At 61.4% G+C, this 22,400-nt stretch carries 20 protein-coding genes; 10 read left to right on the top strand and 10 right to left on the bottom strand.

Annotated elements, in window-relative coordinates:
- Positions 1 to 167: 167 nt before the first annotated feature.
- From G9X64_RS14225 to G9X64_RS14210, 4 genes are all read right to left on the bottom strand, one after another.
- Positions 168 to 2,150 carry an amidohydrolase gene (locus tag G9X64_RS14225; RefSeq protein ID WP_171376743.1) on the bottom strand — a complete coding sequence of 661 codons (1,983 nt, stop codon included), beginning with the start codon at positions 2,148 to 2,150 and terminating at the stop codon, positions 168 to 170.
- A complete protein-coding gene (locus G9X64_RS14220; protein WP_168308989.1) occupies positions 2,150 to 2,440 on the bottom strand; it encodes a XapX domain-containing protein in 291 nt (96 codons plus the stop codon). The genes G9X64_RS14225 and G9X64_RS14220 overlap by 1 nt, the downstream gene beginning before the upstream one ends.
- 67 nt (positions 2,441 to 2,507) lie before the next feature.
- Complete coding sequence (locus tag G9X64_RS14215; protein WP_168308990.1) at positions 2,508 to 3,197, bottom strand: hydrolase; 690 nt, start codon at positions 3,195 to 3,197, stop codon at positions 2,508 to 2,510.
- 95 nt (positions 3,198 to 3,292) lie between these two features.
- Positions 3,293 to 4,225, bottom strand: a complete 933-nt coding sequence (locus G9X64_RS14210; protein WP_171376742.1) for a VOC family protein — start codon at positions 4,223 to 4,225, stop codon at positions 3,293 to 3,295.
- Between the two features lie 120 nt (positions 4,226 to 4,345).
- Between G9X64_RS14210 and G9X64_RS14205 the strand changes: the two genes are divergently transcribed.
- A complete protein-coding gene (locus tag G9X64_RS14205) occupies positions 4,346 to 5,245 on the top strand; it encodes a LysR family transcriptional regulator (RefSeq protein WP_171376741.1) in 900 nt (299 codons plus the stop codon).
- A 120-nt stretch (positions 5,246 to 5,365) separates the two neighbouring features.
- Here the strand turns inward: G9X64_RS14205 and G9X64_RS14200 are convergent, their stop codons facing one another.
- The 5 genes from G9X64_RS14200 to G9X64_RS14180 form a co-directional block, all read right to left on the bottom strand.
- A complete protein-coding gene (locus G9X64_RS14200) occupies positions 5,366 to 6,280 on the bottom strand; it encodes an SMP-30/gluconolactonase/LRE family protein (protein WP_168315785.1) in 915 nt (304 codons plus the stop codon).
- Between the two features lie 14 nt (positions 6,281 to 6,294).
- The gene (locus G9X64_RS14195) at positions 6,295 to 7,245 is read right to left on the bottom strand and encodes an ABC transporter permease (RefSeq protein WP_168308994.1); all 951 of its coding nucleotides are present in this window, start codon (positions 7,243 to 7,245) and stop codon (positions 6,295 to 6,297) included.
- Positions 7,242 to 8,189 carry an ABC transporter permease gene (locus G9X64_RS14190; RefSeq protein WP_168308995.1) on the bottom strand — a complete coding sequence of 316 codons (948 nt, stop codon included), beginning with the start codon at positions 8,187 to 8,189 and terminating at the stop codon, positions 7,242 to 7,244. Before G9X64_RS14190 ends, G9X64_RS14195 begins: the two co-directional genes overlap by 4 nt.
- Positions 8,186 to 9,637: a sugar ABC transporter ATP-binding protein gene (locus tag G9X64_RS14185; RefSeq protein WP_168308996.1), complete on the bottom strand. Its 1,452-nt coding sequence runs from the start codon at positions 9,635 to 9,637 to the stop codon at positions 8,186 to 8,188. Before G9X64_RS14185 ends, G9X64_RS14190 begins: the two co-directional genes overlap by 4 nt.
- A 71-nt stretch (positions 9,638 to 9,708) precedes the next feature.
- Positions 9,709 to 10,725 (bottom strand): ABC transporter substrate-binding protein, encoded by a 1,017-nt coding sequence (locus tag G9X64_RS14180; protein ID WP_168308997.1) that lies wholly within the window; start codon positions 10,723 to 10,725, stop codon positions 9,709 to 9,711.
- 280 nt (positions 10,726 to 11,005) lie between these two features.
- On the opposite strand from G9X64_RS14180, the gene G9X64_RS14175 reads away from it, so the two are divergent.
- Positions 11,006 to 12,244 carry a GAF domain-containing sensor histidine kinase gene (locus G9X64_RS14175; protein ID WP_168308998.1) on the top strand — a complete coding sequence of 413 codons (1,239 nt, stop codon included), beginning with the start codon at positions 11,006 to 11,008 and terminating at the stop codon, positions 12,242 to 12,244.
- Between the two features lie 13 nt (positions 12,245 to 12,257).
- On the top strand, positions 12,258 to 12,980 hold the full coding sequence (locus G9X64_RS14170) for a response regulator transcription factor (RefSeq protein ID WP_094088061.1): 723 nt from the start codon (positions 12,258 to 12,260) through the stop codon (positions 12,978 to 12,980).
- Between the two features lie 57 nt (positions 12,981 to 13,037).
- Here G9X64_RS14170 and G9X64_RS14165 read toward each other — a convergent pair whose 3' ends face one another.
- On the bottom strand, positions 13,038 to 14,363 hold the full coding sequence (locus G9X64_RS14165) for an aminotransferase-like domain-containing protein (protein ID WP_168315783.1): 1,326 nt from the start codon (positions 14,361 to 14,363) through the stop codon (positions 13,038 to 13,040).
- Between the two features lie 100 nt (positions 14,364 to 14,463).
- Between G9X64_RS14165 and G9X64_RS14160 the strand changes: the two genes are divergently transcribed.
- The 7 genes from G9X64_RS14160 (at position 14,464) to G9X64_RS14130 (ending at position 22,194) form a co-directional block, all read left to right on the top strand.
- Positions 14,464 to 15,426, top strand: a complete 963-nt coding sequence (locus tag G9X64_RS14160; protein ID WP_171376740.1) for a substrate-binding domain-containing protein — start codon at positions 14,464 to 14,466, stop codon at positions 15,424 to 15,426.
- Between the two features lie 73 nt (positions 15,427 to 15,499).
- Positions 15,500 to 16,390, top strand: coding sequence for an ABC transporter substrate-binding protein (locus tag G9X64_RS14155; protein ID WP_168309001.1), 891 nt, complete (start codon positions 15,500 to 15,502; stop codon positions 16,388 to 16,390).
- Positions 16,387 to 17,316, top strand: coding sequence for an amino acid ABC transporter permease (locus G9X64_RS14150; protein WP_168309002.1), 930 nt, complete (start codon positions 16,387 to 16,389; stop codon positions 17,314 to 17,316). Before G9X64_RS14155 ends, G9X64_RS14150 begins: the two co-directional genes overlap by 4 nt.
- The gene (locus G9X64_RS14145; protein WP_168309003.1) at positions 17,313 to 18,092 is read left to right on the top strand and encodes an amino acid ABC transporter ATP-binding protein; all 780 of its coding nucleotides are present in this window, start codon (positions 17,313 to 17,315) and stop codon (positions 18,090 to 18,092) included. Before G9X64_RS14150 ends, G9X64_RS14145 begins: the two co-directional genes overlap by 4 nt.
- A 70-nt stretch (positions 18,093 to 18,162) precedes the next feature.
- Positions 18,163 to 19,353 (top strand): M20 aminoacylase family protein, encoded by a 1,191-nt coding sequence (locus tag G9X64_RS14140; protein WP_168309004.1) that lies wholly within the window; start codon positions 18,163 to 18,165, stop codon positions 19,351 to 19,353.
- A gap of 99 nt (positions 19,354 to 19,452) precedes the next feature.
- Positions 19,453 to 19,932 carry an MEKHLA domain-containing protein gene (locus tag G9X64_RS14135; protein ID WP_168315781.1) on the top strand — a complete coding sequence of 160 codons (480 nt, stop codon included), beginning with the start codon at positions 19,453 to 19,455 and terminating at the stop codon, positions 19,930 to 19,932.
- A 147-nt stretch (positions 19,933 to 20,079) separates the two neighbouring features.
- Complete coding sequence (locus tag G9X64_RS14130) at positions 20,080 to 22,194, top strand: carboxy terminal-processing peptidase (RefSeq protein WP_168309006.1); 2,115 nt, start codon at positions 20,080 to 20,082, stop codon at positions 22,192 to 22,194.
- The last annotated feature ends 206 nt before the right edge of the window (positions 22,195 to 22,400 follow it).

Here is a 22,400-nt window from a genome sequence, read left to right as displayed (position 1 = left end):
AGGGGCTTTGTTTGCCGTTAGTGGAGCGATATTGGCCAGAAAGATTACCTCCAGCAATTGCATTAATTATTTCGATTTAGTTGCGATTGTCGCAATAAACGATCTGGTAGAGCAAATTGGGCAGCGGAGGCCGCTGCCCACTCAATGTGGTCGCTAACCGCGCGGGGTCAGACGGCCCAGCAGGCACAACCAAGCGCACCGAAGAAGCCCTTGAGATCGGCAATCGGCAGCTTCGATGTCCAGGCACCGGCGTGGTCGTGACCATGAACGTTGCAGGAACTGGCGCAACCGCACGTCGAGATCGCGGTACGGCGCAACGAGTTCATGCCTGCGCCCTGCGGTTCGCCCCATGCAGCGTAGCCGCCGAACGTGCGCGCGGGAGACCAGTCCGGCATGGCGGGAGGCACGTCGTTCTCGTCGAGAGACTTGAAGTCGCCCGCACCGAAGACGATCTTGCCGCCGACCATGGTCAACTGCGAGGTGAGAAACGAGATCTCGTCCTCTGCGCAGGTGAAGAAGTCCCTGTCCGGCACGACGAGATCGGCGAACTGGCCCTTTTCGATCCGGCCCTTCTTGCCTTCTTCGTTGGAAAACCAGGTGACCTTCTCGGTCCACATGCGCAGCGCCGTCTCGCGGTCGAGGCAGTTGGCACGTGGATAGAGCTGCATGCCGCCAACGGTCTTGCCGGTCACCATCCATGAAAGCGAGACCCAGGGGTTATAGGAGGCGACGCGCGTCGCATCGGTGCCGGCGGAGACGTTGATGCCCTTATCAAGCATGCGCCTGATCGGCGGTGTCGCTTCTGCAACGCCGTGGCCGTATCGCTGGACGAAATATTCGCCCTGATAGGCCATGCGGTGCTGCGTGGCGATGCCGCCACCGAGCGCTGCGATCCGGTCGATCGAGCGATCGGAAATCGTCTCGGCATGGTCGAAGAACCAGTTGAGGCCCTCGAGCGGGATATCCTTGTTGACCTTCTCGAACACATCGAGCGAGCGGCTGATCGTTTCGTCATAGGTGGCGTGAAGCCGCCAAGGCCAGCGGTTTTCGGCCAACACCCGAACGACGTCCTCCAGTTCGCCTTCCATTTCCGGCGGCATGTCCGGGCGGGGCTGACGGAAGTCTTCGAAGTCGGCGGCGGAAAAGACCAACATCTCCCCCGCACCGTTGTGGCGGAAATAGTCGTTACCCTGCTTGTATTTGACCGACTGCGTCCAGTTGAGGAAATCCTGCTTCTCTTCCTTCGGCTTCTGCGTGAAGAGATTGTAGGCCAGACGTACCGTAAGCTGGTCCTCGTCCGAAAGCTTCTGGATCACCGCATAGTCGTCCGGGTAATTCTGAAATCCGCCGCCGGCATCAATGACGCCGGTGATGCCCAGCCGGTTGAGTTCGCGCATGAAATGGCGGGTGGAATTGACTTGATATTCGAACGGAAGCTTGGGGCCCTTTGACAAAGTCGAATAGAGAATGCCCGCATTCGGCTTGGCAAGCAAAAGTCCCGTCGGATTGCCACTGGCGTCGCGCGTGATCTCGCCGCCCGGAGGGTTCGGCGTGTCCTTGGTATAGCCGACGGCGCGAAGGGCGGCACCGTTGAGTAGTGCGCGGTCATAGAGATGCAACAGGAAGACAGGCGTATCGGGTGCAATAGCATTGATCTCGTCGATCGTCGGCAGGCGTTTTTCGGCGAACTGGTGTTCGGTGAAGCCGCCGACGACACGCACCCATTGTGGGGCAGGCGTGATGGCGACTTGCCGTCTGAGCATGTCCATCGCATCGGCGAGCGAGCGGACGCCGTCCCAGCGGAGCTCCATGTTGAAGTTGAGACCGCCCCGCACAACGTGGGTGTGATTGTCGATCAGACCAGGCAGTACACGCTTGCCCTTGAGATCGACGATCTTCGTATCCGGTCCGGCGAGCACCATGACGTCGCGGTCGGTACCCACGTCCATGAATAGGCCGTCCTTGACGGCGACTGCGGTGGCGTTCGGATTTGCGCGATCAAGCGTCGTGATCAATCCATTGTGAAGAACGATATCTGCATACATGGAAGCGTCTCCGGTCTTGATGGGATCGGCGGCATCGGCCTGTGAAAACAAGTTTGAAAAGGCGAGGCTCGATGCTGCGCCCAGGAATGTGCGGCGCGTCGTCATCAGCTTTTCCCCGATGTTAAATCTTGATGGGGTGGGTTCACCGCCACCACGGTTTCCCCACCTTTCGGCAGGTGACCGAACATGTGCGGCTTGACCTGATGAAACCAGGAGACGGCGACAGCCTCTCGAGCCCAGATGCTCTTTGCCAGCGGTACGAGCTGCTCGCCGACAAGGATGCCGAGCAGCCCGATGAGCGCGACGACAGGCGGGGCAGGCGAGCGGACATTGAGCAGGCTGTAGATCACGCCCACCAGCAGGCCGGCACCAAGTGAAAGAAGATAGAGTTTCATGGGGGAACCTCGCGTGGTGAAAGAAAATCACTCCGGCAGGACGCAGCCGGCCGGAGTGATTGACGGTTTACTTGGCAGGGTTCGGGCCGATCCGCTTGCCGTGCTTGACGCGTTCGGCACCACCGTGGACATGCGTAACAGCATAATCGATGCCCATGCCGTAGGCGCCGGAATGCTCCTTCACCAGCGACGTGACCGCATCGTAGGTTTCCTTGCGAGCCCAGTCGCGCTGCCATTCGAGCAGGACCTGCTGCCAGGTGACCGGAACGACGCCGGCCTGTACCATGCGGTCCATCGCATATTTGTGCGCATCGACGGACGTGCCGCCGGAAGCATCCGCAACCATGTAGATCTCATAGTCGGTGTCGTTCATGCAGGAGAGTGCGAAGGTCGTGTTGCAAACCTCCGTCCAGAGGCCGGCGACGACAATCTTCTTGCGGCCATCGGCAGCCTGCTTGGCAAGCGCGTCGCGGACGTTCTGGTCGTCCCAGGAATTCATCGACGTGCGCTCAAGGATATCATTGTCCGGGACGACAGCGAGCAGTTCCGGGAAAGTGTTGCCCGAGAAGCTGTCGGTCTCGACGGTGGTGATGGTCGTCGGGATGTTGAAGATCCTGGCTGCCTTGGCAAGAGCGACCACGTTGTTCTTCAAGACCTGGCGGTCGATCGATTGGACGCCGAAGGCCATCTGCGGCTGCTGGTCGATAAAGATGATCTGACTGTTCTGCGGGGTGAGGACCTGAAGCTTGCTGGACATCTCGTGTCTTCCTTTGACTGGGTTGAAGGTAGGTAATGGGGCAGGGAAGGCGGCACGTCTTGAAAGTTATGCCGCCTTATTGTTGGAAAGCGACCTCAGGCGGCGAGCGGTGTTAGCCCGGCTTCGATCTGGTCACGATAGGGCTCGTAACGAGCCGGCAGTTTCAAAACCTCGCCGAGGTGTGCCGTGTCTTCGTCGCGGTCGAAACCGGGTTCGTTCGTGGCGATTTCGAACAGGACGCCGCCGGGTGTGCGGAAGTAGATAGCCCAGAAGTAATCGCGGTCGATGACAGGTGTCACCTGGTATCCTGTATCCATCAGGGCCTTGCGAACTTCGAGCTGCTTTGCGCGGTTCTCGACGGCGAAGGCGATGTGATGCACCGAACCCGCGCCCTGCCTTGCGAAAGGCGTTTTCGCAAGAACCTCGAGGTCGATCGTATCGGCACCATTGCCGCCGGGCATGATGAAGCGGGTCACATCGCCATCCGTCTCAGCGCGCTGGTAGCCCATGAAACCGAGCAGTTCGGACGTGGCAGCGGCGTCATGCAGGCGGAACTTGGCACCGGTGAAGCCGCGGATGCCGACGCTTTCGTCGATGCCGGCGCCATTCCAGGCCTTGCGGCCATCGTTTTCCGTTTCGACAAGGGCAAACCCTTCGCCGTCCGGCCCTTTGAACAGGAGGCGGGCAGCGCCGAAGGCAGTGTCGGTATGCAGGTTACCGGCTCCCTTTGCCGACAGGCGATCCTGCCAGAAGGAGAGTGAGCCCTTGGGCACCGCGAACTGTGTTTCGCTGACTTCGCCGACGCCCGGGCGGCCGCGCATCACGTCGGGAAAAGGGAAGTAGGTCATGACGGAGCCGGGGGTGCCGGCCTCGTCACCGTAATAGAGGTGGTAGACGTTGGGGTCGTCGAAATTCACGGTCTTCTTGACGCGGCGCAGGCCGAGCGTGTCTGTGAAGAATGCGTTGTTCTGGCGGGCATCCGATGCCATCGACGTGATATGATGCAGTCCCTTGATATCCTTGATCATGATGCTTGCCCTTCCGCGGCGGCGTTGGTTTGTCTGGTGTGATTGAAAACCTACGCCCGTTGATCATCGGTCGGAATTGCAATAATAATTGTTAGTGAATTGCCATGGATGAAATAATCAATGAACGACTACAAGCTGCTGCGAACCTTTCTGCTGGCCGCCGAGAAACGGAACTTCGCGCAGGTCGCGCGCGAACTCGACATGACCCCCGCAGCCGTCACGCGGGCGATCGCAGCCCTGGAAGAAGACCTGGGCGTGCAACTCTTCGTGCGGACCACGCGCCAGGTATCGCTGACGACCGACGGCGCGATCTTCGCCGCCCAGATACAGCCGGTGGTGCAGGCGTTGGACAACGCACGCAAGGACGTGATGAATACCCACAAGGCGGATCATGGCCGCCTGCGAATCAGCGCGCCGACCTGGTTCGGCCGGCAGGTCCTGCCGCCCATCCTTTCGGCATTCAAGGAACGCTACCCGAAGATCAGCTTCGAGATCTCGCTTGCGGATGGACTCGTTGACATCATCGATGACGACTATGATCTGGCAATCCGCATTTCCGCGGCACCCTCGGACAAGTTCACGATCTGGCGCAAGATCAGTGTCGTGCGCCGTATCCTCGTCGCAGCGCCGGGCAGCCGGTTTGCCGACATGAAGCATCCGAACGAGCTCATTCCCGACGATTGCCTGGCCTACAGCGGTGACAGCAAGCGGGAAACCTGGACGCTGTCGGACGGCAGTGGTAGCGCCACGTTTTCTGCGGGCCGGGCATTCAGCGCCAATAGCGGAGAGGTGCTGGCGAGCATGGCCGCCGACGGCGCCGGGGTCGCCATGCTACCCAAGTTCCATGTGGCCGAGCATCTTCGGACCGGACGGCTTGTCCACGTCCTGCCGGACTGGTCGCCGCCGGACTTGTGGCTGACACTCTATTACCCCCCGTATCAGGCACTACCGCCGCGTATCGCCTCGTTCTCAAAGTTCTTCGAGCAACAGATCCCGGCGTTTTTTTCGGCAATCGAATGAACCGGGTTTGTTTTTAAAGGTTTTCGAAACGGATATTGCTGCACCCGACGGCCCCGGCTTTTCAACAGCTCTATTGTTCCCAAGGGGCCGCTCGTTCGAACCTGTTCAAGGCGACCAACCTCACGGCAGCTGAGCCCCGCTCACAGCAACGTAAACCGAATAAACCGACCGCGTCGCCGCGATAAACAGCCGGTTGCGTTGAGGCCCGCCGAAGGTGAGGTTGGCGACGGTCTGGGGTACGCGGATCTTGCCGATTAGTTTGCCTGCCGGGTCGAAGCAATGCACGCCATCGGCGGCACTCGACCATAGGTTCCCGTTGACGTCGGTGCGGATGCCGTCCGGGATGCCATTGTCGATGAGGCAGAAGACGCGGCCGTTCGTCAGCCTGTTGACATCGACCACGTCGAAAGCGCGGATGTGACGCGGCAGGCTTTCGTCATGGCTGGCGGCCGAATCCGCCACATAGAGGATTGTCTCGTCGGGCGAGAAGGCGAGACCGTTCGGTTGGGTGAAATCCGTGACGACCGCCGCAAGCGCGCCGGTCATCGGATCGAGCCGGTAGACGTTGCGGGTCGCCTGCTCCGGCTCGGCGCGATAGCCTTCATAGTCCGACATGATGCCGTAGGTCGGATCGGTGAACCAGATCGTGCCGTCTGATTTCACCACCACATCGTTCGGCGAATTAAGCCTGCCGCCCTCGAAGCGGTCGGCGAGCACGGTGATCGAGCCGTCGACCTCGGTGCGGGTGACGCGGCGCGTTCCATGTTCGCAGGAGATCAGCCGTCCCTGCCGGTCGCGCGTATGGCCGTTGGTGAAGTTCGACGGTTGGCGATAGACGGAAACGCCGCTCTCGGGCGTCCAACGCAGCATGCGCTGGTTGGGAATATCGCTCCAGAGCAGCTGGTTCGCGTCGTTGAACCAGACGGGACCCTCCGCCCAGCGGCAGCCGGAATAGAGTTCGTCGAGGCCGGCGCTGGTTACGATCATCTGCCGGAAGCGCGGGTCGTGGATTTCATAAATGCTGGCCTCGGCCATAGCGGTCTTCCTAATTATCGCATGCCGGCTCGGCGACCGCCGGCGAGCATGATGACGCTGATGATGATGAGGCCGGTCATGATCAGGCGGATACCCGCGCCGAGCCCGTACGTGTTGAGCATGGAGACGACCAGGAACATGAAGAGCGATGCGCCCCAGATGCCCGGCACGTTGGAATCGCCGCCGGCAACCGCCGTGCCGCCGATCACGACGACGGCGATCGACATCAGCAGATATTCCGAGCCCATGTTGAGTGCGGCGCCGCCCGAGAAGCAGGCGAGCAGATAGCCGGCGACCGAAGCGAGCACGGCGCAGAAAAGGTAGGTGACAAAACGCGTGCCGTCGACCGGTATGCCCGCCATGCGCGCGGCCGGCATGCTCTGGCCGATCGCCGAGATCCATCGCCCATAGATCGTCTTCTCGAGCAGGAACCAGGCCAGCAGCGAGATGAGGAGTGCGACGATCGCCACGTTCGGCACGCCGAGCGTGTGCGACGTGGTGAATTCCGCCAGCACGCTCGGAGGCTTGATGCGCAGTCCCCGGTTCGTCCAGATCGCCGCGGACTGCACGATGAAGCTCATGGACAGCGTGGCGATGATCGGCGGAATGCGCAGCGCCTTGATGAGTGCATAGTTGCCGAGGCCGACGACGAAGCCGATGACGATGGCGACTAGGAACCCGGGCAAGATCATGCCGTTTTCGACATTCATCAGCTTCAACGCCACCGTACCGGCAAGCGTCATGGTGGCGGGCACCGAGAGATCGATGTTGCCGGGGCCGAGCGTGATGACGAACATCTGGCCGATGCCGACGATGACCGAGAAGGCCGCGAAGGTCAGTGCTGCCTGTGATAGGCCAAGCGTGCTGGCGCCGAGCGTCACCATGATCGTCAGGAACCAGACGATGAAGGCGGCAAGCCACGACCAGATCCAAGGTTTGCCGAACAGGCGCAGAAGCGGGGTCATCGGCGTTTCTCCCGCTTCTCCAGGCGATTCAGCATCAGGCGAAGTGCCAGCACGATGATCAGGATTGCGCCCTGAGCCCCGATCTGCCAGTCCGGCGAGATGCGCAGGAAGGACAGGAACGAACCGGCGAGCGTCAGTGTCAGCGCGCCGATGACGGCGCCGATCGGGGAGACGCGGCCGCCGATGAACTCGCCGCCGCCAAGGATCACGCCGGCGATCGACAGCAGCGTGTAGCGCAGCGCGATATTGGCATCAGCCGAGGTGGTCAGGCCGACGAGGGCAATGCCGGCGAGCACCGCGAAGAGGCCGGCAAGACCATAGGCGCTCGCGCGCGCCCCGACGATCGACCAGCCGGCGCGCTCGACCGAGCGTTGGTTGCCGCCGATGCCACGCATCAGCACGCCGAGCGAGGAGCGCATGACGAGAAGATGGGCTACGGCGGCGATGACGATGCTGGCGACGATCGCCATCGGCGCCAGCGGCGGCTTGACTGTCATCAGCCAGCGGACCCAGTCCGGCGCCTGCCCGCCCGGTGCCGGCAGCAGCAATACGGCAAGGCCGCCCCAGACGAAGCTCATGCCGAGGGTCACGACAATGGAGGGCAGGTTGCGCAGATAGATGACGACGCCGAGCGCCGCATAGGTGGCGATCGCGCCGGCAAGGATCAGCACGCCGATCACGGGAGCATCCCGCAGAAAGGTCGCGGTGACGCAGGCGACGAAGCTGACGAAGGCGCCCATCGAGAGATCGAGATCGTTCACCGCCATCACGATCATCTGAGCGATCGTCGCAAGCGCGATCGGCACAGCCAGGTTGAACAGCAGGTTGAGCCCGACATAGCTCATGGCGCGCGGCTGCAGCCAGAAGACGGCGGCGAGCAGCAACGTCAGCGACAGGGCGGGAATAGCAAGACGCATGGCGTCGGACGACAGCCGAAACGTCATGCGGCGACCCCTTCGAAGGAGGCGGCGATGATATTCGTCTCGTTGACGGCATCACCGGCGAGTTCGGTCGTGATGCGGCCTTCGCGGAAGACGTAGACGCGGTCGCAGAGGCGGACCTCGTCCATCTCCGTCGAGTACCAGATGAAGGTGCGGCCGCGCGCCGCTTCCTCGCGGATGATCGCGTAGACCTCCTGCTTGGTGCCGACGTCGACGCCGCGCATCGGATCATCCATCAGCACGACAGGTGCGCGCGTCGCAAGCGCGCGGGCAAAGAGCACCTTCTGTTGGTTGCCGCCGGAAAGCGACAGAATGCGGTTGTCCATATCGGGGGTGCGAATCTCGATGCGCCGCTTCCAGTCGGCGCCTTTCGTCTGCTCTTCGTCCGCGAGGATGAGGCCGCGCCGGGACAGGTCACCGAGCGAGGCGATGGAGAAGTTGCGTAGGATGCTCCACAGCTCGAAGACACCGTTGAGACGGCGGTCGCCGGCGACGAAGGTGACGCGCGGATCGCGCTCCGGCAGCCAATTGCCGGACTGGGCGGCATGCAGCGCGAGCAGGAGCTCGGTCTGCCCATGGCCCGCGAGACCCGCCAGTCCGATGATCTCCCCCTTGCGGGCCGCAAAGGAAAGGCCCTTCACCTGATGGGACAGAATGAGCGGAGCGGTGGATTGTTGACGGCCCGAGCGCTGCTTGGTCTCCTCCTTCGCAACGGTGCCCATCGCTTCCACGAGGCCGTAATGGTCGAATCGCTGCGCCGGACGTTCGGCGACGACGCGACCGTCCTTCATGACGATGATGCGGTCGGCGGTTTCGAGGATCTCGTGCAGGATATGCGAGATGAAGATAACGGACCCGCCCGTGGCGATGAAGCGGCGGACATGGTCGAGCATCTGCCGGGCAAGGCTTGCATCGAGCGACGAGGTCGGTTCGTCGAGGATCACCAGCCTCGGCGCAATGCCGGCGTCGGAAAAGGCCATGGCGATTTCGACCATCTGCCGTTCGGCGATAGAAAGATCTCCCACGGTCCGGCTTCTGTCGATGCCGTGGCCGGGAAAGACGGCGTCGAGACTCGTCTCGATGATTTTCGCGGCGCGCTTCCGCCAACCGAAGCCACCGAGATGGCGATGCATGATGCGCGTGTTTTCGACGATCGAAAGGTTGGGGCAGAGCGAAAGCTCCTGGAAGACGCAGCGCACACCGCGGGCACGCGCAGCGTTGATGCCATAGCGCTCCAGCCGTTCGCCGTCGCTCGCCACACTTCCTTCGTGCGGTGTGAGACCGCCGTTGATCACGCTGACGATGGTGGATTTGCCGGCTCCATTGTGCCCGACAAGCCCGACGCATTCTCCCGGCATGACGCGAAGGGTCACGCCATCGAGTGCCCTGACTGCGCCGAAACTCACCTTGGCGCCATCGACGGCGATCACCGCATTCAAAACGTCATCCATGCTGCCCGCCATGCCTGCTTGCAAAAAATGCCGCGCGACCTTCTGCAGTCGCGCGGCAGTCGCCGGGAGAATTACTTTGCCTGCTCGATGACCTTGATTGCGTCTGCCTGCGTGTATTCCACGTTGGCGACGCCGCCGGCCTGGGTATTGGCGAGGTTGGTTTCGAGATTGTCCTGGTCGATGCGCAGGAAGGGCACGACGAGGTCCTTCTTGACTTCCTTGCCGTCGAGGATCTGCTGGGCCACCCAGAAAGCGAGCGTGGAAACGCCAGGCGCGATGGAGACGGACATGGTCTCGTAACCCTTCGCGTCCTTCTGCTCCTTCCACCACTTCAGCTCGTCTTCGCGGTTGCCCATGATGATGATCGGCATCTTCCGGTCGGTCGCGGCAATCGCCTGCGCGGCGCCGTAACCGTCGCCGCCCTGCGTCACCACGCCGACGATGTCGGGCAGGCTCGGCAGGATGCCGGCAACAGCCTTCTGCGCCACGTCCTGCGCCCAGTCTCCGTGAACGGAGCCGACAATCTTGAACTGCGGGAACTGCTTGACGCCCTCGTGAATGCCGGCAGAGATCTCGTCGTCCACGAAGACACCGGCAAGGCCGCGGATCTCGAGCAGGTTGCCGCCGTCGGGAAGTTTTTTCGACAAGTACTCGACCTCACTGCGACCCATTTCCTTGAAGTTGACGGCGATGCGCCAGGCGCAGGGTTCGGTCACGATGCCGTCGAAGGAAACAACGGTGATGCCGGCGTCGCAGGCCTCCTTGACCGCGCCGTTCAGCGCCGTCGGCGAGGCGGCGTTGAGCACGATCGCATCATAGCCCTGCAGGATCATGTTCTGAATCTGCGCGGCCTGTTCCGTCGCCTGGTTCTCGGCGGTGGTGAAAGGATCGGCTGCGGCAACGGTGCCGGCCTTCACGGCTTCGCCCGTCACCTTGCCCCAGCTCGTCAGCATGGCCTGGCGCCAGGAGTTTCCGGCATAATTGTTTGATAGGGCAATTTTCTTGGCCGACGTGTCGGCAAAGGCGGAAACGGGCATCGCGGCGCAAGCAATAGCGGCCGATGCCAGAAGCATCTTGCGGATTGTCATGTCTTCCTCCCTGATGATCGCGCCGGTCGGCGGATCGCTTCACTCCTGCCGGCCAAATCGGGTCCGAGTGAAAATTGTTCTTGCACTGAGCTTCCTCCTCTCAGTAAGGGCAGGATGCGGGAGATCGATCGGCCTGTACAGGGGCAAGGCGGCAATCCGTTTGCGGGTTTTGCGCAACAAGCTGCGGGTTTACGCAAGACGGCGGCGCTCCCGCAGGCGCTTACTGGGAAGGAGTCGCGGCGGGTTGAGGAGCCCGGCGCCGTCTCGGGAGGAACTGACGATGCTGCATCTCGTACCCGCAGCCATGTTCGACCATTATCTCGGCATTTCCCGGCTGCTCGCGGGCCAGCTCGACTTTCGCTCGGCTATCCGTTCCGTCGCGGCAGAGGTCGCCCATATCATCCCGCACGACCATCTCGATGTCTGCGTGCTGCTCGAGGGCGGCAACTACCACACCGCCTATGAGACGGGCATCGAGACTGCCTGGGGCGGCCTGGCCGGCGCGCCTGTTGTCAACAGCCCAATCCGCTCGCTGCTCCGGGGCGAGGTTGATTTTCTGCTGGCGGACGACGCCATGACCGATCCGCGTTTCCACTTCGAGGGCGCATTCAAGCGGCCGATCGTCGAACAGTCGCTGAGAAGCCGCTTGCATGTGCCCATGAAGGTGCAGGGCACGATCATCGCAGCGCTTTCCTGTTCGTCGCACAGGGCGGGCGTCTATACGATGGAGGATATCGAACGCGCCCGCATCATCGCCGACCTGCTGACGCCCTATTTCTTCGCGCTGCAGGCGGCCGAGCAGGCGCAACGCTCGGCGATCGTCGAGGCGGAGGCCCGCGCTCGCGAGGAGGGCTTACGGCAAGGTGCGCTGAAACTTACCGAAGCGCTGGAGCAGGAACGCCAGCGCATCGGCATGGACCTGCACGACCAGACGCTCGCCGACCTGACGCGGCTCGCCCGCCGGATCGATCGGCTGTCGCGCAACGGCGAGCTGGCGCCCGAGACGCTGGAACCGATCTCCCGCTCCCTGCAGCACTGCATGCAGGATCTGCGGCAGATCATCGAACAGGCAAAACCCTCCGTGCTCCAGCTCTTCGGCCTCGCCCAGGCGATCGAGCATCATCTGGACCGATCGACCCGCGACACGGGATCGGGCATCGAATGGGGCCTTGTCGACGAGACGCACGGCGCGCTGGAGCGACTGGAACCGACCGTCAGTGTCGCGCTGTTCCGGATCGCGCAGGAGGCGATCAACAATGCGGTGCGCCATGCCGCGCCGCTGGCCGTCACGGTGCGGCTCGAGGCCGACGACGATCGGCTGTCGATCGAAATCTCCGACGACGGGACCGGGCTCGCCAAGGCGCGGGGACGGATCGGCGGCGGCATCGACAATATGAAGACCCGTGCGCGGCTGATTTCGGCGCGCTTCACGACCGGGCCCGGCCACAACAATCGCGGGACTGTGGTGCGCGTCGTGCTACCGCTCGCACCGCACGACCCGCCGAGCGGGCCAAACTGAGGAGAAGGGCACCATGAAGGTTCTGATCGTCGAGGACGACCCGCTACACCGGTCCTATCTGCACGAGGCGGTCAACGCGGCCCTGCCGGAATGCGACACGGTGATCGAGGCGGAGAACGGAACCGCCGGCGAGAAGCTCGCCCGCGACCACAAGTCGGCGCATATCGTCATGGACCTGCAGATGGCCAACCGCAACGGCATCGAGGCGGCGCGCACCATCTGGAAGGAGCGGCCGGAAACCCGCATCCTGTTCTGGTCGAATTACTCGGACGAGGCCTATGTGCGCGGCGTCTCCCGCATCGTGCCGGATGGCGCCGCCTATGGCTACGTGCTGAAATCCGCTTCCGACGAGCGGCTGAAGCTTGCGCTGCGCTCGATCTTCATCGAGAGCCAGTGCGTCATCGACCGCGAGGTGCGGGGCCTGCAGCAGAAGAGCCTCGGCCAGACGAACGGCTTTACCGATTCCGAATACGAGATCCTCGTCGATATCGCGCTCGGCCTCACAGACCGGGCCATCGCCAAACGCCGGAGTCTCTCGCTGCGCAGCGTGCAGAACCGCCTGCAGCAGCTCTACGACAAGCTCGACGTCTACCAGAGCGCCGGCGACGACCACGAGGACGGCCGCTTCAATCTGCGCGCCCGCGCCGTCACGGTCGCTTTCCTGCGCAAACTTTTGAACTACAGCGCTCTGGAGCGGGCGGAGGCAGAGCTGCAGGAGTGGCTTGAGGGAAAGTAGTTTCCGGACTTAGGTGGAATGACTGGGGATCAGAGAGGTGGGCTGCGGTCCTGCCTTTCACGGCGTATGAGCAAGCGCGATCGCATCGGCGGCTTCCTCACAGCGATCGCTGAGCGTGCTGGTCGCGACACGGATGTGACTGCTTGGCAGGACCGAGAATTTGCTGCCTGGATTGACGGCGATATTGCGTGCGGCGAGTGTCACCATCGCGAATGGTTCGGAGACGACGGGCACCCAGAGGCACAGGCCCTGGCCTGGCGGTATCGCTATGCCCCGTTCGCCGAGCGCAACGGCAAGAGCGTCCCGCCTCTGCTGATAGATCTCGCGCGCCTCGGCGATGAGCCGCCAGGTTGCCGGATCGCGCAGTAGCCAGGCGGTGGCACCTTGCAGGATACGGCTGGTCCAGCCGGCGCTGAAGGAGCGGTAAGACTGGATCTGATCGACGATCGGCGCGGAACTCGACAAAACCGCAAGACGCAGATCCGGGCCGAGGCTTTTCGAGAGTGAGAGGATATGGATCGTCCGCTCTGCAAATCGGCCGCCCAGCGACTGCGGAGGTGCCGCCGACACGTCGCCGACGCCGTCATCCTCGATAATAAGCGTATCGCTGTCTTCCAGCACATCTCCGAGCAGACCGAGGCGGGATGAACTGACCGCAACGCCGGTCACGGAATGCAGCCGCGGCTGGAATAGAAAAGCCGCCGGACGTTGCTGCAATGCGTCGCGCAGCGAATCCGGCAAGGGGCCTTCGCCGTCGCAGGCGACAGGGATGATCTTTACGCCGAGGTCTTCCAGAATATCGAGCAGCCGCATCGCGGTCGGATGTTCGATCGCGACCGACGAACCCGAGGAAACCAGCGCATGCAATATCGTATAGACGGCGTTGTAACCGCCATTGGTAGCTAGAAAGGCTTCCGCCTCATAAGGCCATCGCTCTGAAACGGCGTCCTTCAACTCAGGGACGATCCGGCTGCGCTCATAGCTGTTGAGGTCATCAACGGACGCGCCATAGGCCATTGCTTCGGCGAGACGAGGAAGAAGCGCTGCATCCGGTCCAGCTAAGGTGAGGTCGAGCACACCTGCCGCATAATTTCCCGAGCTAGCGAGACGCTCCGGCTTGGCGACAAAGCGGTCGCCGCTGACCCAGGTGCCGTTGCGCCCCCGGCCGCTGATGATCTTCTGCCGCCGCAATTCGCTCCAGGCTTCGGAGATCGTTGCCGGACTGACATGCAATTCGTAAGCGATATCGCGGATCGCCGGCAGGCGCGTCCCAATGGGCAGGACACCGGCACGGATCAGCGCGCTCGTTTCGAGAGCGATCCCCCTGATGCTTCGGTCGGCTATTTTTTCGGCAAACCAGGAGGCTTCGATCGCGTCGCCCATTTTTTTCTCACTTTAAATGTTCAATAACGTAATAACATTTGTACTTACCATTTTGAACATTTAATTTGCCCCTCGTCGAGCCATTTCAGTGAGTTTTTGCATGCCTGTGACGCTTCGCATCGCCCTTAGAGACTGGGATTACATGACACCGCTTGTGCTCGGTGATGTCAGCTCTTCCCGTCTCGATATTAAAGTGGATCGTGTGGGCACTCTGGTCTCCAGCCTTGCCGATGACATAGCGCATGACGCCGCGGAAATGTCGTTCAGCCGCTATTCGCAGATGCGTCATGACGGCGATGATCGGGTCATTGGCATGCCGAACTTCATCATGCGCGGCTTCCGCCATCGCTGCATTATCACCGCCAAGGCCAGTCCGATCCGCAAGCTGTCCGATTTGGCCGGTAAGAACATCGGCGTGACCGGCTGGCGCGATTCAGGAAATACCTGGACCCGTGCTGCGTTGCGCCGGGAAGGCGTCGGCGTCGAGGATGCCATGTGGTATGCCGGGCGCCTGACGGAGGCTCACCCGATTGTCGACCGGCTCGATGGTTTTGGACGGCCCGGCCGCATCGAACCTGCTCCCGGCGAGCGTCCGATGGTCGATCTTTTGCTGGATGGCGGGCTTGACGCCGTGTTCACGCCTTTCATGCCGAAGGGCTTCTTCCATCAGGAATCGCCCTTGCGCCAGGTGCTGGATGATTTTCGCGCCGCTGAAGTCACTTATTTCCGCGAAGTCGGCTATATCCCGGGCATGCATCTGATCGGCTTCAAGGCTGACATCGTCCGGGAGCATCCCTGGATCATGGATGTACTCAGCGAACTGATCGACGAGTCCCAGTGTCTGTGGCTGGAAAAGCGTGAGAAATACGCCGACACCACGCCCTGGATGATCGACGAGCTGCGCCGCTGCGCGGCCGACTTACCGCCGACCTGGAGGGCCAGCGGGCTTGCCGAAAACGAGGCGATGATCGCCGACTTTGCCGAGGAACTCTACGAACAGAAGATCATGCCGCGCCTTTTGACGCCCGCCGATCTGTTTCCGTGGCATGCCAAGGCCAGATGAACAAAGCCCGGTGAAACTCTCGCAGGCCTCATCGTTGAATTACTATTTTCGCAAAACCAAAAAGGGGAATGACATGCATTCGAAACTGATCGCTTCCGCCGCCCTGCTGGGTCTGATGATGACGACTTCGGTCTTCGCTCAGGAGGCAGCCGTACCAAAGCAGACCGTCAACGACGCTCTTCGCGCCCGCCTGCCGGAGAAGATCCGCACGGACGGCAAGATGATCTCCGTCAACAACGGTTCCTTTCCTCCCTATGAGATCGTCACCGGTACAAAATTGACCGGCGCCAGCGCTGATCTGACCGATGCGATCGGCCAGATGCTCGGCGTCGAGATCGAGCACGAAACCGTCAGCGGGTTGAGCGCGTTGCTCGCCGGCATCAATTCCGGCCGATACCAGTTCGCCTTCGGCCCGATCGGTGACTTCAAGACCCGTGAAGAGGCCAATGATTTCATCGACTGGGTTCAGGAATACGTGGTCTTCTCCGTCCAGAAGGGCAATCCGAAGGCCATCACCTCGCTCGACAGCGCCTGCGGCAATCGCATCGCCGTCATGGCCGGCGGCTCCGCCGAAAAGGTGATCCAGGCCCAGGTCGAAAAATGCAAGGCGGCGAGCAAGCTGGCGCCCGAAGTGCAGTCCTATACCGACCAGCCGAGCTCGATCCTGGCGGTCCGCTCCAAACGCGCCGATGCCTTCTTCTCGTCGCAGGCGCCGTTGACTTATTTCGTGTCTCAGGCAAACGGCCAGCTGGAACTGAGCGGCGTCGGCCAGAAGAACGGCTTCGACGATCTCTATCAGGGCGCCGTCGTGCCGAAAGGCTCGCCGCTCGGCCCCGTTCTGCTCGACTCGATCAAGGCGTTGATGGATAACGGCGCCTATGCCGCCATCATGAAGAAGTGGGGTCTTGAGAACAACATGATCAAGCAGCCCGGCATCAATCTTGGTGGAGCCCTGCCGAAATGAGCAATGACCGCACGACTGCTGCGCCGCCTTTGGGCGGTGCAGACTTCCGGGACGTTGCCCATGCCCACAAGCCCTTTCAAACGGGCCGGCTCGTCCTATGGGTGGCCGTGCTCCTGATCGCCGCGAACTTCCTGTGGATCGTCGCCCATAACGAGAATTTCGGCTGGCCTGTCGTCGCGGCCTATTTCTTCGATCCGACTGTCATCAACGGCCTTTACGTCAGCCTGGGCCTGACGGTGGTTGCGATGGCCATCGGCATCGTTCTCGGCCTCGGACTGGCGATCGCCCGGCTGTCGAATGACCGGCTCGCACGTTCGCTGGCGTCGCTGTTCATTTGGTTCTTTCGCGGCACGCCGCTCCTGGTGCAGCTGATCTTCTGGTACAATCTCTCGACCCTCTTCCCCGAACTTTCGATCGCCATTCCGTTCGGCCCGACGCTCGCCAGCTGGGAGACCAATTCGGTGATCACGCCGATGACGGCGGCGATCGTTGGCCTTGCCTTGAACGAAGCGGCCTATATGGCCGAAATCATTCGCGGCGGCCTGCTCTCGGTCGATCGCGGCCAGTTCGAGACGGCGGAAGCCTTCGGCATGACCAAGGCAAGGGCACTGTGGCGGATCATCATTCCGCAGGCGATGCGCTCGATCGTGCCGCCGACTGGCAACCAGCTGATCAGCATGATCAAGGCGACGTCGCTCGTCAGCGTCATCGCCATGGCCGATCTGCTCTATTCCGTCCAGTCGATCTACAATCGCACCTTCGAGATCGTGCCGATGCTGCTGGTCGCGGTCCTCTGGTATCTCTTCATCACCTCCATCCTCAATCTGGGCCAGAGCTATATCGAGGCGTATTACGGTCGCAGCGAACGGCGCAACACCGCCGCTGCCGCCAAATCCGAGACCCTTGTCGAGGAGGCAAGCCATTGACCGCTGCCGAAATTGCAAAGCCTCTCGTCAGAGCCCGCAACGTCCACAAATCCTTCGACCAGCTCGAAGTGCTGAAGGGGATCGACCTCGACGTCATGCCGGGTGAAGTCGTCGTCGTGCTTGGCCCGTCCGGGTCGGGAAAATCGACCTTCCTGCGCTGCATCAACCATCTCGAGGCGATCAACAAGGGGTTCATCGAAGTCGATGGCGAACAGATCGGCTATCGCCTTCGCAAAGACCGGCTGGAAAAGCTGTCCAGCAACGGGATCGCCAGCCAGCGGCGCAAGATCGGCATGGTGTTCCAGCAGTTCAATCTCTATCCGCATATGACGGTGCTGCAGAACATCGTCGAGGCTCCGATCGGCGTACACGGAGAAAGCCGCACGGCCGCGACCGAGAACGCCCTGCGGCTTTTGGAGCGGGTGGGGCTGTCGGAAAAGGCGGGTAGCTATCCCCGTCAGCTCTCCGGCGGGCAACAGCAGCGCGTCGCCATCGCCCGTGCCCTGGCGATCAAGCCGAAGCTGATGCTGTTCGATGAGCCCACCTCGGCGCTCGACCCGGAACTGGTCGGCGAAGTTCTCTCCACCATGCGCGATCTGGCCAAACAGGGCCTGACGATGATCGTCGTGACCCACGAGATCGGTTTCGCCCGTGAAGCGGCCGATCGGGTCGTGTTCATGGACGGCGGCAGTGTCGTCGAGATGGGCAAGCCCGAGGATGTCCTCGGCAATCCGCAACATCCCCGGACCCAGGCTTTTCTCGCCCGTTTTCTCTGACTGGTGTCAGCTTCTGCTTCGACCTTCGGGCCGGAGCAATCGCCCTTTTCGATCAAGACTGGATGTTTTCATGCCCACGCTCGACAATGCCTATGCCCGCGTTTCCGACTTCGAAGCCATGGAGGCAGAGCTGAAGGCGACCCGCCAGTACCTGCACGCCCATCCGGAACTCTCCTTCGAAGAAGCGGAAACAGCGAGGTATGTCGCCGAAAAGCTGGAAGGCTGGGGGTATGACGTGACCCGCAATGTCGGCGGTCATGGCGTTGTCGCCCGGCTCAGCGCAGGCAAGGGCAGCAAGGGCATCGCCATCCGCGCCGATATGGATGCGCTGCCGATCGTCGAGGAAACCGGACTTGCCTATGCCAGCGGCACCCCCGGCAAGATGCATGCCTGCGGTCATGACGGCCACACGACCGTGCTGCTCGGCGCAGCCGAATATCTCGCCCGCACCCGCCGCTTCAACGGCACGGTGACGCTAATCTTCCAGCCGGCTGAAGAGGCGAGCAAGAATAGCGGCGCCCAGGCGATGATCGCCGACGGTCTGTTCGAGCGGTTTCCCTTCGACGCCATCTTTGGCCTCCACAACCATCCCGGCGCTCCCGAAGGCACCATCCTGCTGCGATCCGGCCCGATGATGGCGGCGTCGGATACCGTCGAGATTACGATCAAGGGCAAAGGCGGCCACGCCTCGCGGCCGCACCTGTCCATCGATCCCGTGGTCGTGGCGTGCAACCTCGTCGTCTCGCTGCAGACCATCATCTCGCGCAACCTCGATCCGACCCAGACGGCGGTCATCACCGTCGGCACGATCCATGCCGGCGATGCAGTCAACGTCATTCCGGAATATGCCAAGCTCGCATTGAGCGTGCGCTCCTTCGAGCCTGGCATTCGCGACCTCCTGCAGGAACGCATCACCAAGCTCGCCCGCTCGGTGACAGAAGGGCACAATGCTTCCCTCGTGATCGACTACGATCGCGGCAATCCTGTTGTCGTCAATTCGCCTGATGAGACGGATTTTGCCCGGATCGTCGCGATGGAACTGGTCGGCGAAGACAAGGTTGCGACGTGCCCGCTCATTCCGGGTAGCGAGGATTTCTCGCACTTTCTCGAGCACAAGCCGGGCAGCTTCCTGCGTCTCGGCAATGGCATGAATTCCGCTATCCTGCACAGCGCCAAATATGACTTCGCCGATGCCAGCCTGACGGTCGGCGCGGCAATGTGGGCTAGGCTCGCGGAACGCTACCTCCAGGACGACGCCTGAAGTCCCGATCGCCCAGCTTGACCGCGTCGCATTTGGAGCTAGCCTTTCAAGCGAGAACATTATTTTCGACATTTCTCGCCGCTATCCAGGATGCGCAGCATGATTGCCAACTACAACGACGCCGGCCTCGACCTGTCATACGACCCCGAATTTTACGCACTGATGGCAGAAAGCTTCGAACGAAGCGTAGGACGGCGTCTGGCGCCGGAAAGCCAAGGCGCCGAATGGCTTTACGACCGGTCACCGGCAGTTGTCCTTGCCCACAACACCGACGCCGATCCGCGCTTCATCTACGCAAACCGCGCGGCCCAGGCCTGCTTCGAATATTCACGGGACGAGTTCATCACTTTGCCATCGCGTCTTTCGGCGGAGGCGCCCAATCGCGCGGAACGTGAGAGACTTTTGAATGCCGTGGCGGCGAATGGCTTTATCGCCGACTACCGTGGACTTCGCATCGCCAAGTCGGGGCGGCGTTTCTATATCGAAAAAGCCATCGTCTGGGATCTTGTCGACCGCAGCGGATGCCGTCGCGGTCAGGCTGCGACATTCGATTCCTGGCAAGACGTGCAGGCGGATTGAGCGCCGGCTGCGGAGACGCCAACCACGTGCCGGATATGTCCGCAGCTTTGCAAACTGTGTCGTTTGCCATTTGGTTGCCAAAAAACCATGATTGCGTCACATAGATCGCACATCGACACTCGGCATGAAGAATTGGATCAACGCTGAATGCGCATAGCCTACTTTTTCCTTGGTGCATTTCTTGCAATTGCACAGTCCGCATATGCTGAAGTTGCATCACCGCCTGCACTGGCGCCTCTAAAGCGACAGGCGCAAGCCGCCGAGTTGAGCGCGCAATTTCTTTCGCGGTATAGCTACAAGCCCGTCCCACTCGACGACGCCTTGTCGGCCAGGATCATGGATGGGTTCATCAAGTCACTTGATCCGGACCGCATGCTCTTCCTGCAAGCCGACATCGACGGATTCATGTCCGACCGCAGCGAGATCGATGATGCCATCGAGGAGAGAGACTTGAAGATCCCGTTTGCGATCTTCAAAGCGTATCAGCAGCGCGTTGTCGACCGCATGAACTATGCGCGCAACCTGCTTAAACAGGGCTTCGATTTCAGCGCGCAGGAAAATTATCCGGTGCTGCGCGATAAAGCGCCGTGGCCGCAGTCGGAGGCCGAGAGCAATGAGCTTTGGCGCAAGCGCGTCAAGAGCGACTGGTTGCGGTTGAAACTGGGCGGCCAAAACGACGCGGCCATTCGAGAAACACTCGACAAACGTTATGAAAACACACTCGAGCGCGCTTACAAGTTCAAAAGCGACGACGTTTTCCAATCGTTCATGGACGCCTACGCAACGTCGATCGATCCGCACACGGACTATTTCGGTACGGCCGCTTCAGCCGACTTCAATGTCTCGATGAAGCTTTCGCTGTTTGGTATCGGTGCGGTTCTGCAGGAGCGCGACGACTACACGACGATCCGCGAGCTCGTGCCGGGCGGACCGGCACAGCTGTCCGGCAAGCTCTCGGTCGGAGACCGCATTACCGGCGTCGGTCAAGGCAAGGACGGCGCGATCAAGGACGTGGTGGGCACGCGCCTTGATGAAGTCGTGCAGATGATACGCGGGAAAAAAGGTTCGATCGTGCGTTTGGACATCCTGCCGGCAGATGCCGGAGCTGATGCCACGCATCGCGTCATCAGCCTGGTGCGCGATAAGATCAGTCTCGACAAGCAGGCCGCCAGGAAGACTGTGTTGTCCGTAAAAGCGGGCGACGCCACGCGTAAAATCGGGATCATTACCCTGCCGGTATTCTATGAGGATTTTGAAGCCAAGCGCAAAGGAGACAAGGATTACAAGAGCGCCAGCCGCGATGTCGCCAAGCTTCTCGGCGAGCTGAGCCAAGAAAAGGTCGACAGCGTTCTCATCGACCTGCGCAACAACGGCGGCGGCTCGTTGGACGAGGCGATCGATTTGACTGGCCTGTTCATCGGCAATGGTCCGGTCGTTCAGCAACGCGGCAGCGATGGCAAGGTCGAGGTCAGGAGCTCGGAGCTTGCAGCGCCTGTTTGGACAGGCCCGGTGGGTGTCCTGATCAATCGCGGGTCGGCGTCGGCTTCGGAGATTTTTGCCGCGGCAATCCAGGATTACGGCCGCGGCGTGATCGTCGGCGAACCCAGTTTCGGGAAGGGCACCGTTCAGACCGTCGTCGATCTCGACCGGATCGTCCGCAACAGCAAACCCGAGTTGGGGGAGCTAAAGGTAACGATTGCCCAGTTTTTCCGGGTCAACGGCGGTACGACGCAGTTGCACGGCGTGACGCCCGATATCAGCTTGCCAGGACTTTTCGATCCGAAGAGCTTCGGCGAGACCAGTTATGACAATGCCCTGCCGTGGGCGCAGATTAAACCTGCAAAGTACACGGCTGTCGACAACGTCACGACGTTGCTGCCGACATTACAAAGCCGCCATGATGCGCGGGTTGAGAGCGATCCGGACTTCCAACGCCTGATAAAAGACATTGCCGACCTCAAGGCGCAGCGCGAAAAAGGGGTCGTTTCCCTCAATGAAGCCGAACGTCGCAAAGAAGCGACGGCTCGCGAGAAACGGTTCAAGGATCGAGCGGAAGCAGGGGATGGCGAGGATCTTGGAGATGACGGCCTGGAGGCAGGCGAGCGCAGCCTGAGTGCCGATATTGCCATCGAGAATGCCCGCAAGAATGCAAAAGACGTCTTGCTGAACGAGGCCGCCGCCATTCTTGCAGACGAGGCGGATCTGCAGGAAGGCGTGCTCAAGGCAGCCGCAAAACAATCGGGAAACACGGACGGAAAATAATCATCGGGCGGGCGAGCACTTCCTTGACGGGCTGGATCACAATGCTGGGCCAGTGCAGTTGTCGGCCGCCCGTGCGCTCTTCCGCACCAATTTTAGAGGGCGAACGCCGTCCACTGGGATTGCCGCTTGACGCTCGACAAACGCAACTTCACACTTACAGTATCGAAGGTGAGTCGGACAGACTATACCGTTTTTCACATCCGTCG

The sequence above is a fragment of the Rhizobium sophorae genome (assembly GCF_013087515.1).
Taxonomy (GTDB): Bacteria; Pseudomonadota; Alphaproteobacteria; order Rhizobiales; family Rhizobiaceae; genus Rhizobium; species Rhizobium sophorae.
Note: the sequence above shows the minus strand (reverse complement) of the source record. Positions and strands in the feature narration are given on the sequence as shown.